The organism is Candidatus Omnitrophota bacterium, from assembly GCA_041649175.1.
Taxonomy (GTDB): Bacteria; Omnitrophota; Gorgyraeia; order Zapsychrales; family JBAZNR01; genus JBAZNR01.
This window is the reverse complement of record JBAZNR010000001.1, coordinates 431,742-448,430: the sequence shown is the minus strand read 5'-3', so window position 1 is coordinate 448,430 and position 16,689 is coordinate 431,742. Positions and strand designations below refer to the sequence as shown.

17 protein-coding genes are annotated in these 16,689 nt (G+C 44.7%); 16 read left to right on the top strand and 1 reads right to left on the bottom strand.

The window, feature by feature from the left end:
* Positions 1–7 precede the first annotated feature (7 nt).
* Together WC676_01515 and WC676_01510 are read left to right on the top strand one after the other, a co-directional pair.
* The gene (locus WC676_01515; protein MFA5059292.1) at positions 8–2,173 is read left to right on the top strand and encodes an ATPase, T2SS/T4P/T4SS family; all 2,166 of its coding nucleotides are present in this window, start codon (positions 8–10) and stop codon (positions 2,171–2,173) included.
* A gap of 10 nt (positions 2,174–2,183) precedes the next feature.
* Entirely contained in the window at positions 2,184–2,528 is a 345-nt protein-coding gene (locus tag WC676_01510; protein MFA5059291.1) for a DUF192 domain-containing protein, read from the top strand.
* Here the strand turns inward: WC676_01510 and WC676_01505 are convergent.
* Positions 2,525–2,761 carry a hypothetical protein gene (locus WC676_01505; protein ID MFA5059290.1) on the bottom strand — a complete coding sequence of 79 codons (237 nt, stop codon included), beginning with the start codon at positions 2,759–2,761 and terminating at the stop codon, positions 2,525–2,527. The two genes, WC676_01510 and WC676_01505, sit on opposite strands and share 4 nt — an antisense overlap.
* Before the next feature lie 172 nt (positions 2,762–2,933).
* Between WC676_01505 and WC676_01500 the strand changes: the two genes are divergently transcribed.
* The 14 genes from WC676_01500 to WC676_01435 all read left to right on the top strand — a co-directional run bounded on the left by WC676_01500 (position 2,934) and on the right by WC676_01435 (position 16,190).
* On the top strand, positions 2,934–5,417 hold the full coding sequence (locus WC676_01500; protein MFA5059289.1) for a helix-turn-helix domain-containing protein: 2,484 nt from the start codon (positions 2,934–2,936) through the stop codon (positions 5,415–5,417).
* 383 nt (positions 5,418–5,800) lie between these two features.
* On the top strand, positions 5,801–5,956 hold the full coding sequence (locus WC676_01495) for a hypothetical protein (GenBank protein ID MFA5059288.1): 156 nt from the start codon (positions 5,801–5,803) through the stop codon (positions 5,954–5,956).
* Positions 5,957–6,016: 60 nt separating this feature from the next.
* Positions 6,017–6,250, top strand: coding sequence for a class III signal peptide-containing protein (locus WC676_01490; GenBank protein MFA5059287.1), 234 nt, complete (start codon positions 6,017–6,019; stop codon positions 6,248–6,250).
* Between the two features lie 48 nt (positions 6,251–6,298).
* Positions 6,299–6,700 (top strand): hypothetical protein, encoded by a 402-nt coding sequence (locus WC676_01485; protein MFA5059286.1) that lies wholly within the window; start codon positions 6,299–6,301, stop codon positions 6,698–6,700.
* Between the two features lie 46 nt (positions 6,701–6,746).
* On the top strand, positions 6,747–7,070 hold the full coding sequence (locus WC676_01480; protein ID MFA5059285.1) for a hypothetical protein: 324 nt from the start codon (positions 6,747–6,749) through the stop codon (positions 7,068–7,070).
* Positions 7,071–7,306: 236 nt separating this feature from the next.
* Positions 7,307–7,678 carry a hypothetical protein gene (locus WC676_01475; protein ID MFA5059284.1) on the top strand — a complete coding sequence of 124 codons (372 nt, stop codon included), beginning with the start codon at positions 7,307–7,309 and terminating at the stop codon, positions 7,676–7,678.
* A 3-nt stretch (positions 7,679–7,681) separates the two neighbouring features.
* Entirely contained in the window at positions 7,682–8,011 is a 330-nt protein-coding gene (locus WC676_01470) for a hypothetical protein (protein MFA5059283.1), read from the top strand.
* Positions 8,012–8,013: 2 nt separating this feature from the next.
* Positions 8,014–8,340: a hypothetical protein gene (locus tag WC676_01465; protein MFA5059282.1), complete on the top strand. Its 327-nt coding sequence runs from the start codon at positions 8,014–8,016 to the stop codon at positions 8,338–8,340.
* A gap of 7 nt (positions 8,341–8,347) precedes the next feature.
* Positions 8,348–9,871 carry a hypothetical protein gene (locus WC676_01460; GenBank protein MFA5059281.1) on the top strand — a complete coding sequence of 508 codons (1,524 nt, stop codon included), beginning with the start codon at positions 8,348–8,350 and terminating at the stop codon, positions 9,869–9,871.
* Positions 9,872–10,039: 168 nt separating this feature from the next.
* A complete protein-coding gene (locus tag WC676_01455) occupies positions 10,040–10,369 on the top strand; it encodes a hypothetical protein (protein MFA5059280.1) in 330 nt (109 codons plus the stop codon).
* A gap of 10 nt (positions 10,370–10,379) precedes the next feature.
* Positions 10,380–13,529: a hypothetical protein gene (locus WC676_01450; GenBank protein ID MFA5059279.1), complete on the top strand. Its 3,150-nt coding sequence runs from the start codon at positions 10,380–10,382 to the stop codon at positions 13,527–13,529.
* A gap of 3 nt (positions 13,530–13,532) precedes the next feature.
* Complete coding sequence (locus tag WC676_01445) at positions 13,533–14,051, top strand: hypothetical protein (protein MFA5059278.1); 519 nt, start codon at positions 13,533–13,535, stop codon at positions 14,049–14,051.
* A gap of 221 nt (positions 14,052–14,272) precedes the next feature.
* Positions 14,273–15,130, top strand: a complete 858-nt coding sequence (locus tag WC676_01440) for a type II secretion system F family protein (protein ID MFA5059277.1) — start codon at positions 14,273–14,275, stop codon at positions 15,128–15,130.
* A gap of 154 nt (positions 15,131–15,284) precedes the next feature.
* Complete coding sequence (locus WC676_01435; protein ID MFA5059276.1) at positions 15,285–16,190, top strand: type II secretion system F family protein; 906 nt, start codon at positions 15,285–15,287, stop codon at positions 16,188–16,190.
* Positions 16,191–16,689: the final 499 nt, after the last annotated feature.

Here is a 16,689-nt window from a genome sequence, read left to right as displayed (position 1 = left end):
TACACAGATGAAATCCAAAACAATTTCTGTTTTTAGCAACAAAGGCGGCGTCGGAAAAACATTTATTTCGGTGAATGTTTCCGTAGCGCTGGCTTTGACGGGCCAAAAGGTCTTACTGGTCGATATGGATTTTCAGGCCGGCCAGGATATGGCGCGCATGCTCAATGTCGCGCCACGCCACGCCATGGTCGATGTTTTAGGCGAACTGGAAAAACCTGGCCAGGAAAATGTTATCAAGAAATATGTCACCACGCACACGTCTGGATTAGATTTTATTCCGGCGGTTGCCCACACCAAGCAAGTTGGCCATATCACGCCCGACAATATCAAGCCGTTTTTAAAAGCCGCTGCCGCTTTTTATGATTATGTGGTCATTGACGTCGGAAAAGCCTTTAGCGAAACGCTCATCACCGTTTTTGACCATTCCAATTTGATCATGCTGGTGGCCACCCCGGATATTTTAGCAGTTTATCAAACACGCTGGAGCTTGGATGTTCTCCAAAGCCTGCATTTTCCGCTCAAGATGGTCAAGATGATCTTGAACCGTTCGGAAAGCCGCGGAGGCGTTGCCTGGCAGGAAGTGCGCATGGCTCTTCCCTGTGAGATCTTTGCCCATGTCCCTTCCGACGGAAAAGTGGTCGGTATGGCCTTAAACCGCGGGGTTCCATGCGTGATGGACAGCCCGCGCAGTGCCGTTGCGGAAGCATTTAAAAAGATCGCCGCAGAATTAAGCAAAGAAGATCTATTTGTCCAGGGAACGGAAATCGCCAAATTACGCACCACCGCTGATCTGCCCAAGCCCGCCGGATTTTGGGATAAATTCGGGCTGACCGAAAAAATCATCCAAGGCCAAGATTTTATGGCCCAGGTGGATGAAGATGATGACATTATTAAATTAAAAAAGAAAATCCATGAACGATTAATAGAAAAATTAAATCTTCAACAGATCAGCGTCGAATCTTTAAGCGATCCTCGCCGGGCGCCAGCGCTGCGTGCCACCACCGAAAAGATCATCGGGGATCTTTTAACCCAAGAAGCCGGGGCTATTATTTCCTCTCACGAAGAAAGAACCCGCTTGGTCAAAGAAATTGCCGACGAGGCTTTAGGGTTAGGCGCCCTGGAAGACCTTCTAGCGGATGCGGATGTTAACGATATTATGGTCAACAGCAAAGATGAAATTTATATTGAAAAAAACGGCAAGATGATCTTAACCAATAAGAAATTTATTTCCAATGAGCAGGTTCGCGCCATTATTGAAAGGATCATCGCTCCTTTAGGCCGGCGCATTGATGAATCGGTCCCGATGGTCGACGCTCGTCTTCCCGACGGGTCGCGTATTAACGCGATCATCCCGCCTTTGGCTTTGAACGGCCCGATGGTGACCATCAGAAAATTCGGCCAAGAACGTTACACCATTGAAGATCTCTTAAAACGTTTTGACAGCATGTCGCAATCCATGGCGGATTTTCTTAATGCCTGTGTTGTGGGGCGAAAAAATATTATCGTTTCCGGAGGGACCGGTGCCGGAAAAACCACCCTTTTAAATGTTATTTCTTCTTTTATTCCCGAGGGAGAACGCATCATCACCATTGAAGATGCCGCCGAGTTAAAACTCAAACAGCGCCATTGGGGCCGTTTGGAGTCTCGGCCGTCGAACGTAGAAGGCAAAGGTGAGATCACTATTCGTGACCTGTTCATTAATACGCTGCGTATGCGTCCCGACCGTATTATTATTGGAGAATGCCGTGGGCCGGAAATTTTGGATATGCTTCAAGCGATGAATACCGGCCACGACGGATCACTGACTACATTGCATGCCAACTCTACCCGCGATGTTCTTATTCGCATGAGTGCCATGATGCTTTTAAGCGGCATTGAACTCCCCCTTCGCGCCATGTATGAAATGATCGCCACCGCCATTGACATTGTTGTCCACATTGCCCGTTTTTCCGACGGGACAAGAAAAATTACCGGAATTACCGAAGTGGTCGGAATGTTAGATGCGACCCAGCTTGATCTAAAAGACGTCTTTTTATTTGAGCAAACCGGTATGAGTGAAGACGGAAAAGTTTTAGGCCATTACCGGCCCACCGGCTATACGCCTGCTTGTTATAATGAGCTGGTGATGCGCGGTATTCCTCTTAAAAAAGAAATTTTCCTAATTCACACTTAAAATATCCATCGTGAAGATCATTAATACGACACGCCAAACGGTTATCGCTGATCAGGTGGCTATCGCTGATACGCCGCTTTCGAGAATGATCGGACTTTTGAACAGAAAACAAATCCTTCCATCGGAAGCGTTGGTCATCGAATCCTGCAATTCCATCCATATGTTCTTTATGCGTTTTTCTATTGATGTGATCTTCGTCGGAAAGGATAACTCGGTGGTAGGGCTCGTTAAAAACATCAAACCGTTTTCATTAAGCCCTATTTTTTGGAAGGCGCAGCGCGCGATAGAACTACCCGCCGGAACGATCCAGGCCTCAGGTACTTGCCTTGGAGATTCTATAACTCAAGAAGGTTAATCAATTCGCTCAATATCCCCTGCCGTGCGGTCAACTTCGTCGATCCATTGATGGCAAAAGCGGCAGATGCGAGCCTCTTTGAGGATATTCTTCCCGCAGAAAAAACATTTCTTTTTATCAATACTTTTATATTCCGAATCAATGAGTGGGTCAATAATGAACTGAAGGCAAACGGGGCATTTGTTCATTCCTTCGCTGGCGATCTCAAAACAGTAAGGACATTTTTTGAGCATAAGGTATTTAACTACGGCAAAGGTTATTTGGCAAGCAAAATCTAAGGTTATTTGCTTTTTTAGTCCTGTTTGCGGATAAAAAGCTTGACTCACCTAAAATAGGTAGTATATGATAGAGCCAATCTTATTAAAGAAATGTCCAAACTGCTAACTTAGAATTGCGCCGTCATTTATGGGTGTTGTTTACAAATTAAAACAGGAAGTTATTGATTTTGTTGTCACGCAAAAACGGGATAATCCCGATCTTAGCTGCCGCAAGATCTCCGATTTGATCCGCGAAAAATTTCAATGCGAAGTTTCCAAATCCTCCGTCAACGCCATTCTGAAAAGTTCAGCTCTTAGCAGTCCCGTCGGAAGAAGGGCCGAAAAAGAAGGCAAGCCGCAGAAATTCAAGATTCCCGAAAAAAGAAAAGAACAATTATTTACGGAAAAACAAGCACTGCTCTCTGTTCATGACGAGCCGCCAAAAATTTCGGTTACGAAAGAGCAATTTCCGGTCGAACCGTCAAAAAATAAAGATATTTCCGTGGAACTTGGAAAAATAGACTTAGCCTCGCAAGAAAAAATGTCCAAAGAGGAAAAACTTCCTGAAAAGTCTTCCGAAAAACCTCCCATTATTTTACCGGATCTGACCGAAGTGAAGTCGGAAGCCCTAGCTGATATTTCTAAGGAAGTTCAAATAGAGAAAGAGCCCAGCGCCACAGAGCCTATTTTGCCTATTTTGGAACCGGAACAAGAAGAACCGCAAGAATATATTTCACTTCTTCCGGATCCTATGGCTCAAGCGCCGATCGTGGAAGAAAAACAATCTATTCCCGAAAAGAAAATTGAACCCGCGCCTCAAGAAAGTGTCCCAGAACCCGTACCGGAGCCTGCGCCGGAAATTACCCCTGAAGTTGTCCCGGAAGTTGTGCCTGAAGTTGCTCCTGAAGCTGCTCCTGAAGCCGCTCCTGAAGCCGCTCCTGAAGTCGCGCCAGAGGCTGTGCCTGAAGTTGCTCCTGAAGCTGCTCCTGAAGCCGCACCGGAGGCTGTTCCCGAAGCTGTTGTGGACAGTGTTCCGGAATCTATGCCGGAAATCGCGCCAACGGTTCCGCAGGAAAGCCCCCTACTAGCCGATCCTTTTGCCGGGAAAGAAACTTCCAAAGAAGAGAAGCCAAAAGAAGCTACACCAAAACCGGCCGCCTCTTCTGATGACAAAATATGGACTCCGGAAGCGGAATATTTTTCTCCGGAAAAGAAGCCGGAAATTATTTCGGGAGAAAAACCTCCCGTTTGGGATGGGATGGGATGTTTCTTTTTAAAAGCCGCCCAGTGGCAGTTATCGAACGCGTCTATGCTCGGCGGACTTTTAAGCAAGCATAGTGAAGTTTATTTGCCGGTCGATATCAATTTAGCCAGCGAAGTGCTTTTATATTTTCCGGCGTTTAATATTAAGAAAATCGGGGATATTAAGAATTATACCCAAGACGGCCTTTGGGGGATCAACGGCATCAAACAAAAACAACATCTTAACGCGGAAATATTAGAAAAACTAACCACCAGCGTTCAAAATCTCAAAAGTCTTTCCATGCAAATGGCCAATGAGTACTCGCAGACATTTTCTGAAATAAGCTATATCAAGATAACAGCGCAGGATAAATCTGAAATATGCGTCGACGGGCAATTTCAAACGATTTGGAATGAAAATAATGTTCAATCTGCATTTACGATGCCCATGAACAAGATCATTGAGTCTCTTTCTTCAAATATCATTAGCAATGTTCAGCCCGTTATTATTAATAGTATTCCCGGATACAAGAGTTTTGCGAAACAGTTCTATGAGCTTTTTTTAAGTTTCGAAAATTCATCCGGAAAAAACATATCCCGCATCGGTATTTTTGACGGCAACAAAGAAGAGATCGCCAAGTTTACGGCTATTCCGGCCAAACGAAGGCTTTTTATGGCCGGCGCCTGGCCCTGGCAGGAAGAATGCAGAAAATTTATCGAAGAAGACGCGCGCTTGATCAATCATTTTTATTGTGATTCCGTCGGAAAAGAAGTGTATTACAGCGAACTTAAAACAAAACTGGAACAACCGCTCATTGGGCAAAAAACGCGCGTGAGAGCCCTTCTTTTGCGTGATAGCGCCTTAGACTGGCCGGTGATGGCGATCGTCACCAATATCCTTTCGGAAGAAATGTCGGCGGAAGATGTAATCGCCGCTTTTCTTGCTCGCTGGCCAAACTTTCAAGAAAGTTATCAGGATTTTACCGCCCGGACCGAAAAAGCTTCTTATGGAGTTGTGAGCGTTACTCCGTCCCATGACCGAGTTAACTTGTTAGAAGGAGGAGGCCAATACAATCTTTTGAGGGCTGAGCCGTCTTTGGAGACGAATATTGAGTTTCTTCTATCGGCGCTCAATAACTATTGCCAGCGCCATTTCTTTCCACTGCACTATGAAAAGCTTAATTTTTCTGATATCAGAGAACGTTTTTACCAAATATCCGGCTCTGTTCAAAGGAGCAAGGATAGTATCATTGTGAGCCTTGTTCTTCCCCCAACCCATCTTTACCGCAAAGACCTGGAATATGCCCTGGCGCGCCTTAACGAAAGCGATGTGCGTGATCCCTTGGGGTGCAAGCTTCAAATCCGCATCGAAAATCAGGAGAAAAATTAACCCAAACAAGTGCTTGCGCCTGTTTTTTGTATGTGTTATATTTATAACGCATTAAAGGTAATACCATTTTAGTCAAAGTCTCATTGTTTCTTAAGCCACGGAGAAATGATGAAGGTACCAAGCGTTGTTCACACATATTGCATCACGTTACTTAATGATTTTTTAAGGAGCTATTGTGATCTCCGGAAAATTTTTCCGGAGATTTTTTTTCGCTTAGAAATGACGTATTTTGCGCCCGATGGATATTCTCGGGCGTTTTCACGTGATCGTCTTCGAGAGGCGATCACAGATAGAGGGCCCGCGCGGATGAAATCCTTCGCTCTTCGGTTGCCGGAGATGCTGTAAGCGGGCGGCTACAATCTTTGATAAACATAGGCAAGGCGATGATGAGGCTGAAAAATAAAAACGGACAAAATCTAATAGAATATGTCCTCGTGATTGCTCTTGTATCAGCGGCGATGATCACCATGAGTACTTATGTTTACCGGGCGGTTCAGGCAGCTCAAAAGAATGTAGAAGAAGGATTGAGGGATAACTAGAAATATTGCTTCGCTTTATGGAGCATACAAAAGTTCACTCTTAAGGAGGTGAATGAAAACATGAAGCTAAAAAGTAAAAGAGGTCAAAGCACACTAGAGTATATTATTTTAGTGACGGCAGTTGTGGCGGTTCTCATCGTTTTCTTAGGGCCCAGCGGAGTTTTGCGCCCGGCCTTAGACCGTACATTAGGGACAACCGTTAACGGAATGGAAACCATGGCCGATAAACTTTCCAATTCGCATACTTCAGGTGGCGGTGGCGGCGGTGGCAATGAAGATGTGGTCATTCCGTAACTAATTTTTAATGTGAACATCAAAGCCTTTTAAGGAGGTGTAAATAAAATGTTCAGAAAATTAAACAAAAAAAGAGGGCAAAATACCGCCGAGTACGCGATTTTGATCGCGCTTGTCGTCGGCGCGGTCATTGCCATGCAGGTTTACGCCAAACGTGCTCTGCAGGCCAGAGTTTATGACGCTACTCAGTATATGGCCGATAATACATCAGAGCTGGGTACAACGACGCAGTTTGAACCGACACAGCTGACCAGTGCATTCGATGTCTCGCGTAATTCCGAGTCATCGGTTGTGATGAATGAAGCGGAAAGCGGTATCGGGATGACGTCTAATAGCGATATTCAGCGCCTGGAAGGTGGTTTCCAGGAATACCAATATAATGGCCCCGGAGCTGATGGTGGCGGCGGTGGTGGAGGTGGTGGCGCCGTTGAAATAGAAATGGTTCCGTAAAATATCGATCACACTAACTTAAGTTCTTTAGGAGGTGAACATAAAAATGTTAAAAAAACTAAGACAAATGAAGGCGCAAAGCACGTTGGAATACGCTGTTTTGATCATTATTATCATCGGCGCTTTGCTGTCCATTCAATTCTACATTAAAAGAGGTGTTCAGGGGCGTTTGAGATCGGCCGCCGACGATATCGGCGAACAATTCTCTCCCGGGAACACCAGGGTTAATAGCACAACCAGCTCCACTAGCTCAACGAGAGAAACGTTCAATGCTGGCGTTACACGCTCAGAGCTGACTGAGGCAGAAACGGTCAATGTCGACTCTGAAACGGTGATCATCAACCAACAGCAGGAGTATTGGGGAAATTAACCTGTATTGTTTGTAAACCATGGCTTACCCGGAGAGAAAAACCTTCGGGTAAGCCATGTGTGTTTTTTCACTTTCTTCATCTACGTTTGTAGACGAAGAAAGTGAACCTCGACGAGTGCGGCGAAATTATTGAAAAGAATTTCGCCGCAGCACACGAGTCGGGGCAGCTTCAACAAATTTCGTTTTTGATTTACCTTGTTTTCATCTAAAATATAAAATACATTTCGTAGAAATTTATGCGTAAAATATTCTTTCGTCAAAACGGACAAATGGCCAATGAACACGCTATCATGATCGCGCTGGTGATCGCCGCGCTGATGGCGATGACCATTGTGTTAAAACGGGCTTTGCAAGGGCGGCTTCATGACGCCAAATCAACCATGATGGACATCGTCAAAGACGCCAGCGTGGAAGCGAATGCCGTCGGCAGGCTTTACGGCGAATATGAACCGTATTATGCCGCGACGAATTCTGATATAGAACGCAGTATTCAACAAAATAAGATCCTTTTGCCCGGCGGAAGCACTGGAATTTCCAGGAAGTCACAGGACGATACAACGTCTGTTAATACGGTATCTGTACAACTTCCTCCGGGAGAAGGCGGATAAAATATGTTAAAAATGACGCGCGGCCAATCGTTGATGGAATACATTATTTTGGTCGGAATTGTTTCCACCGCTTTGGTGGTGATGTCCCCACCCATCAGGCGCGGATTACAAGATGTGGTAAGATTAGCCGCCGATCAGCTGGCTCCGCAAAGCGCGTCGGAACAAGAATCCGGAGCGACGGATCAATATGTGGTCAATTCTGTTTCAAATAGTCATAGCATTATGAATCGCCAGCTCATTCATCAGGTCAATGATATTACTTATGTTTTTAATGACGAAATAACATCTTCATCGGATTCTTTGGTCAATATGGGCTTTACGCCCGGGGAGTAAATATGCGCATAAAAAAACATCAGGCTCAGACAACTTTGGAATACGCGATTTTGATCATCATTATTTTAGGGGCTTTTGTGGCGGTCAGTACTTATGTGAAGCGTGGTATTCAGGGAAACTGGAAAGAATCGGTGGATAATTTAGGCGAGCAATATGACCCGACGCTGATGAATACTCATATTAATCATACGATCACTTCCGACGCTGTGAGCTGGATCACAACAAGTAACGCAACAGTGAATGGAGAAGACGGAATAGTGACGACTCGTATTGATTCTTCAAATAGTGTCGAGCGAACCCGCGGCTCTTCCGCCGTGGCCGGAGAATAAAATATTGATGAGAGAAAGAATAAAGAAGTTTTTCGCCCAACCAAAAGCCCAAACAGTCACTGAGTTGGCCATTTTTGGCGCTATCCTCATTTTTGTCCTCGGGGCTATGATCCGCTACGCGGTCAATTTTAATTATGTGCAAAATCAGTCTTTGGGCGCCATGCGCTTAGCTTTGCAAAATTCATTTCTTTCCGGACAAGCCAATAACACATCCCGCAATACAGCCAGCGTTCTTTTTATTGAAGATAGAAAAACGGTAGAAACTGGTAAATACGGCTCCAGCTCCCGCACGCCGTATATTCTCGGCGGAACAGGCACATTTACCCGCAATTTATTTATGGGAACGGACTTTGGGCATACAGAACAAATACCTGTTCAAGACATTCATATTAACGGAAAACAATTCAATTTTTCTACTGCTTCTTTTAAGATCATCCAAGTTCCGGGTGCTTCGGGCAATCCCCATTTCGGATGGAATGAAATGTGCCTGCCGGGTAATATCGGATGCCCCGTTGCTTACACGAAGATCGTTAATGCGGATGATAGTTTTTGTGCTCCGGCGGCTTCCCCGTATTGTTCGGAAGGACGAGGCAGTTGTAATGCCGCGCAAATAAATGAACGTTTCGATCTCGATAGGGACGGAGATACGGATGTAGAAGGTGTCCCCATCACCCGCTGCAGGTTTTCTTGGCAATGGAAACCGGTGGATATCAGACGCGGCAGTGTCGATGTTGATAAAGGAAAAAATATTTCGCTGGATCTAGACGGAGATTTAAAAGAAGAATTTGTGCAAAAAGCCTGCGGTTTCGACGGAAAATGCGATGCCATTGCCACCATGCGTAACACCGGCGGCCTAGATACCATTTGCCAAGGAGGCACTTCAAACATTGAAACGTTTTACGTGATGGATTATCAGGATGGGGATATCGATACAACGTACAATACTTGGGATGAGCGTGGCGGCTATACGCCGGCGACAGCTGCTACCGGACGGCCGCAAGGAACTCGCCCCGGATTTCAGCAAGACAGTTATATTCGTTCGGTGTGTTTTGAGGGAACACATATGTCCGTTGAAGAGGGAAAGTTGTATGACGATGACAAGCAATATACTCGTCATACGCAAAAAAGAAACTGTACCGATGTTATTGAACGGCAGTTTCAACTGAGCAACGATACGGGGCGTATGTGGAATTGTTTAGCCGGAGATGATAATATCCACGAGGCCTGTGGAGAAGTTCCCTTTTGGGCGCGGCATGGTTGCCTTGATCTCAATCCTAATGATTCGGAATATTGTAACTATGGATCAGACAGCTGCGGAAGCCACGGCGATAAATGTGCTTGGAATCCTGGTTGTGATAATCCGGCTGTTGAAGTTTGCGTGGCCAATGCGGGAGAATGTTCGTCAGAGGCAAATCTTAATCAAACTTGTTATAACAAGGCTGAGAAAATGCTTTATGTCCGAAGCGCTATTGCCGATAGCGGCGGTCGTAAATGGGTAACGCCGGTGGATGATGTTAATCCGGTGAAGTGATAAAGAAAAGAAAATAACCCTGCCTCGCCGGCAGGCAGGCAGGATACAAGCAACAATAACCAAATAATATTCAATTTTCAATAAACAATGTTAAAAACGTTTGGAAATTAGAAAATTGGTTTTTGAAATTTATCTGGCCATTGGAATTTGGTGATTGGAACTTTAAATATGATAAGTCCCATTTTTAAGAAATCTTGCAACAAACAGGCCCAAGTGACAATGGAATTCACTTTTTGTTTCATTATGATCCTGCTTATTATTTACGGCTGTATTAAGGCGTTTCAATGGGCGGGAGTAAGTTTAGCCGAACGGCGCATCGCGCATGATCAAAGCTTATCGGACAGATTCGTGAACGAAGGTTCAAATTGGGACACTTCCCCAATGTCGGGGCCTTTGCGCCAGCTACAAACAGATTTCTACGATGGGACAGACATGAATCTTGTTTTTAACGGCTGGGACACTCCTCCGGATGACGGTTCGGAAGAGGAAATAGAATAGGAAATACATAATGATTTTTCAATTTTTAAATAGACTGCTTCATCCGTTAAGGCCGATCAAGCCAAAGCACGCACGCTTAGGGCAAGTGGCGCTTATCCTCATTTTGATCACCGCGGTTTTGATCATCTTTTTGGCGGTGGTGATGAATTTGGGGCGCGTGGCGCAAACAAAAGCGCAGGTGACCATCGCGGCTAATTTGGGCGCGGCGTTTTTGGCATCTGAGATCGCCAGCTATTCGCAGTATTTGTATCAATACGTTTTAGACGGCGGCGCGGACTTGCATGTTTGCGGGACCGATCATAATTTTCTTAGGAACTTAACGACTTTGGTTATAGCAGCGATTATTTTGATTGCCGTTATTATCTTTACGGCGGGAGCTGCGACACCTGCAGCTATACAAGCAGCCACAGTGTTGACTATTTCGGCTGGTGCCGGGCTTGCCGGAGCTACTATCAATTTCGTTCTTTCTGTTGCTGTCCTTCAACCCGGTTTAAGCGAATTTTATAATAAGATGTTTCCTAAAATGACCCAGCAAGACCAGTTTTTAGAGCGTGGGATCCTTATGGGGATTCAAAATGTGGTGGATGATAATAAAGAAATGCCAGATAATCTCGATGAAGATATGGACGGAGTTTGTGATCGGTGCGGGACAGATGATTCCGTAGGAGATAAAACCAATCGGTTCGGTTATTATTATGCTAATCGTGTTCGGGAAATCCAAGAAAATTCTGATGTGGTGGAGGAGCGTTTAGAAAATATTGAAAAAATTGCTCAGTTTCAGGATCTTCTTTCAAAGTTGATCTATGAATCTTATACCGATAGAAGCGGAACGGTGCACGATGATGATTGGGGCATGTGGGATCCGTTTACGCCAACCTGTACGGATGGAAATACGCATCAGCAGTCTGCCGGCGAGCATGCTTGTTGCAATGTGACGGATCCTAACCGTCCTGCGGAATGCAATTGTTGTTGTTTGCCGGAAGAAACGGTGACAATACCTGTTGGCGGTGGGTGGTGGAGGCGTGGCGTTACTCAAGAGATCCGCCCGGAATGCTGCACGGAAGATGAAGCTGAACTGCGTTGCAATGCGACGGAAGATCCCTCAAGCTCCTGTCCGGCAACTTCTTGGCCTTATGTCTATGATCCCATTTATGAAAACGGCAACAATGCTTTTAAGTCTTTTCGAGAAATTCTCGGTCACGACGATGAAAATCCTCTGCTTAAAACTTCCCCGCCGGGAAACTACAACAATCCTCAGATTAGTGACGTGATGGGAAAATACCGCGCGGAAGATGCCACCGGCTTATTTCCGGCCCTTTGGAAAGTTGCCGACCGGACATATTTGCAAAATAATACAAGTCATAATCCGGACCATCCCGAGGGGTGTTTTTGGTGTGATGCGCGTTATCCGGGATGCGATAGTTTTGATGCCGTCGGGCGCCTTTCGCTTACGGGAAATTGTTCCGGAGAAAGCTGTTGTTTAACGACGACAAACCAGGACGATGATGCCTATTTTGATAATATTCATAATGCCACATGCGTGATCGCTCAAGAAGACCGCTGTGTCACCAACGCGGATCTCGGGCCTGCTCCCTGTACCGGAAGCAGGCCTAAGTGGAAACGCGGTGATGATCAGTTTTGTTCAGAAACGTGGCCGTATAATCAAAACTGTGTCGGAAAACATTGCCCGGGGGATTGTCCAAGCTGCTTAGATCCCTCGGCAGATCTAGATCATGATGATAATCCGGATCATTGCGCCGCCAATCAGTCTTGTGAGGATGCGTTTAGCGCTAGCCCAGGCACACCCGCCTCCGAATGGCCGGAAGATTCCTTAGACCAAATGAAAATAACAACGGATGATTTTATTGTGTGGGCCACCAAAACATTAGCCATGCCACCCGAGGATATTTATAGTTCGTTTAACGATTGGTATAATGAGGCTAAGACCTGGATTGATAATTCTAATGGAAATGCTCTTTATGACTTAGCGAAAGCCTCCGGGCCTTTAAATATGTGGCGGGCAAAATTATCCGGATGGCGCAACGGCAATAGCCAGTATCATGGATATTGGGATTCAGAAGGCATGCGATCGGTATTTTGTCCGAATAATGTTACGTGGATCAATAATAATATCGCTCCTTATCCGGGTGTTCCTATTATTCCGCAAGTTCTTAGCTGTTACCAAAATCCCGCCGGCAATGGAACCATTGAAATGCTGCAGGCTTGCTATAACAGCTGTAATGCTTCCGGCGATGTCACGCCGTGCCACTTGTTCAATACTCACTTTATCAACAACACGTTAGGATACGATACAGTTAACGGTATTTGGCCGCAGTGCGCTGATCCAGGATTTCTAGAACATATAGCGCTTTTAAGGGAAAAATATCAACAGCGTTACAATTTTCTAAGCGATGCCTATACAAAAGCCGGTGATGCTGCTACCAAACTTGCTGACGCGCGAACAAAGATCAGTGAGTTTTTAACAACAGCCAACCTCCCCAATGGCATTAGCAGCGTCGAAGATTCTCTTCTGGGCGATATTCCTTCTTTGCCGCCTTACGCGATCTATGGATGGAAAACAGATAAAGGATGCGGGCGTAATCCGGACGGCTCAGAAAAGGGTTGTTGGCATATTGTGAGAGTAGAAGCCAAGATACCAACGCGCTGTGATGGCGGATGCGGACGACCTGGACTTCCTGAACCGGACTGGCCAAGAGTAAAGAACTCTGTCCACGGGACATTTAATCAACACCGCTGTAATTCAGTAGGTGATGTATATGACAAGGTGAGTTGGTGCAATGAACAAGACGAGTATCATCATACGGGTTGTTTCAAAGGCGGCAAAGTAAAAGTGCGTGTCACCCGCTGGGATCAGGATAAAGACTTATCATTTCGATTTGCTAATGCCATGCCGATTTGGGGTATGTCATTTTCTCATCCGCAAAAAGGCCCTGCTTCTGTCGGCAATATCAATAGTTTAAGTGGTTGTCTCGATACTCCGACTGAGGGTGCTTTTATGGTGAAGGATGACGATTGCCGGGCGCGCGCCGAAAGCTTGCTTTCTCACGGGGTCATGTCTTTATCTTGCGCGGAATATTTCTGGCATAACGGCAATCCCTGGGGATTTAATGTCAAATTTAGCGACCAATGCCAATGGTAAACGATGATTAAATTTTTTTGTCAAAAAAAAGCTGCTTCAACTTTAGAATATGTCGCCTTGATCATTCTAATGATCGGTGCGATTCTGTTAATGCAAAAATATATTTTGCGCGGACTTGCCGGGCGCTGGAAATCAGCGTCGGAAGTGTTCAGCGAAGGCCGCCAGTATGACCCGCAAAAAACAACCGAATGCCTTTGGGCTCAAGGTGAGCACGAAGGCTGGTATAGCCTGCAATGCTACAATGCTTGTTATGATCCCATCCACACGTCTTGCGTGTCTGGCTGTGAAGGAGGGCTTTATAACCACTATCAAGCCTGTCTCAACGGTTGTTATGATATGTTCTGTGATCCTGATAGCATGTTTTACGATCCGGCATGCGCAACGATCTGTCGTGATCGGTGCAACCAATCCAACGGTAATCCCAGCCAATTTCACGGAGATTGCGAACGAAGTTGCGAATTGACCGAAGAACAAAACTGCATTGAAGACTGCATCAACGCGGATGATAATATCTGCCAGTAGACTTCTGAAATTCCAATAACCAAAACACAATCACCAAACAAATTCCAATAATCAATATTCAAACGTTTTTAACATTGGTTATTTGTAAATTGAACATTATCTGGATGTTGGAATTTGGTGATTGGTCATTGACCAAAACTCATAATGCATCCCCACAACCCGCAAAGTTAATTTTCCATATTAAAGTTGATTTTTGAAAGGCTTTAAGCAAAAATAGTACCATGCGTCTTTTTATTATGCTGCTCATCTTCTCTGCCGCCGGCCTTTTAACATGGGTCATTGCCCCTTCCGCTTTTAATCTGGCTATGCAGATCAATCAAAAACGCGCCAAAGGACTTTCCGATAAAATGGACCGCATGTTCATGCGCTCAAAAATTAACCGTATTGTGGTGCTTTATACATTCGCGCCTGTGATCGGCGCGGTAGCCGGATTTGTTGTCGCTCCGACGGAATTTCGCTGGTTTGGTTTAGGCTTAGGCGTATTTTTAGGCCTCATCGGCCCGGGGCTTTGGATCAAGGTTTTAGCAGAAAAAAGAATGGATAAATTCAATGATCAGCTCATTGACGCGCTGATGATCATGTCAAGCTCTTTGCGCGGCGGCTTAAGCCTTATTCAAGCTATCGAAGTGGTCACCGAAGAAATGTCGGACCCTATTAATCAGGAATTTGCCATTTTGCTCGGCGAGAATAAAATGGGCGTGTCTTTAGAAGAATCGTTCGCGCACCTTTATGACCGGGTGCCTTCCACCGCTTTAAATCAGATGATCACGGCTATTCTTTTAGCCCGGGAAACCGGCGGTAATTTACCCGTCATTTTTGCCCGCATCATCGGCGTTATCCGGGAGAATAAAAAGATAAAACAAAACCTGGATAATTTAACGATGCAAGGAAGAATTCAGGGCGTTGTTATGTCGCTTTTACCTATTGGTTTTGCCTTTATTGTGACAGCGACCAATAAGAATTTCTTTGACCAGATGTTTAATTCCGATATTGGGAAAATGCTTTTGATGTACGCTGTCGCCTCCGAGCTCGTCGGAGCATTTTTGATATGGAAAATAAGTACGTTTAAGGATTTTTAGGATAATAACCAATGACCAAATTTCAACATCCAGATAATTCCCAATTTATCAATAATCAATGTTAAAAACGTTTGGAAATTAGAAAATTGGTTATTGAAGTTTATCTGGTCATTGGCATTTGGTTATTGGAAATTAACTAACTGGTGAGAAAATAATGCAAATTGTCATCCTTATTTTAGCCTTTGCTACCGGAGTGCTTCTGGCTTATGCCATTTTGCCTTTTGACCAGGTGCTTCGCCCTACCCTTTCTTTGGTTCACGAAAAAGCCGCAACCGATAGAAAGAAGAAATGGACAGATGCTCCGCGAGCCCTTATTAAGGGTTTGGCGATGTTCAATAAACCGCTGTGTATTGGCCCTCTAGGGGCCCGTATTTCAAAGGATTTAGCTTTAGCCAAGGTTGATATGTCTCCCGAAGAATTCTTGCTCATTAAAGAGCTTATCATTGGAGGGCTTTTGGGGGCAACTTTGCCCTTTATTCAGGCAGATGTGATCCTATTTACATCGCTGATGGGTTTTGCCATTGGCTATATATTGCCGGAGTTTTGGCTTAAAGGAAAGATCAGTAAAGTCAAAAATGCTATCGTCAAACAGCTTCCTGACACCATTGACCTTCTAGGCTTATGCGTTAATGCCGGCCTTGATTTTATGTTGGCCTTAAAATGGGTCATTGAGAAAACACCGCCTTCGGCTTTAGCGGATGAGCTGAATTTGATCATGCAGGAGATCAATGTCGGAAAGTCGCGCCGCAATGCCCTAAGCGATTTGTCCAAAAAATACGACCTGCCGGATCTAACCACGTTTACCCGTACGCTTATCCAAGCGGATAGAATGGGAACCTCGGTTGCCGAGGCGCTCAATATCCTATCGGAAGATATGCGCCTGGCGCGCTTTCGCCGTGGCGAGCAAGTAGCTCTCAAAGCTCCTTTAAAAATGCTTGTTCCTCTTTTGCTTTTCATTTTCCCCGTTGTTGCTATTCTCGTTGGCGCTCCCATATTCTTGGATTTCATGCAGAACAATCCTATGAAGAATTTGGTTGGCGGCGCTTCACAGAAACGATAAATTCATATATATCTTTGGACATTAAATTAGAATAATTACACAGAGATTAATGTCCAATCATATTTATTTAATGTCCAATCTATATAAATTCGTGCAATATTTCCACGAATTTATCCACGCAGGCGTTCATGGATTACGAATATATTCCTTTCGCATCAGTTCATTTTTCTTGTCGTAGATTTCCAGAAAGATCCTGACTAAAAACGAAAATGGATCATCAAGCGGAAAACAATTTCTCCGTCGGAAAAGTGTAGTATTCCGACGGAAGTATAGTTTTTCTCATAACGTTCTTCTCATTTTCTCTCTCTTTTTTGATCATGACGGAAAGCGTAAAATAAAAAAACACCGTCAATTTTTTATTTCAAACACCGGATGTTATTAAACATTTTTTAAAACATTTTCATAAGAAAAATTCGCTTTTGGGAATAATTTCCAAAAAAAATAAATTATTTTTTATTTATTTCATAAGTCATTGAAAAATAGACACTTTTGCTCCAAA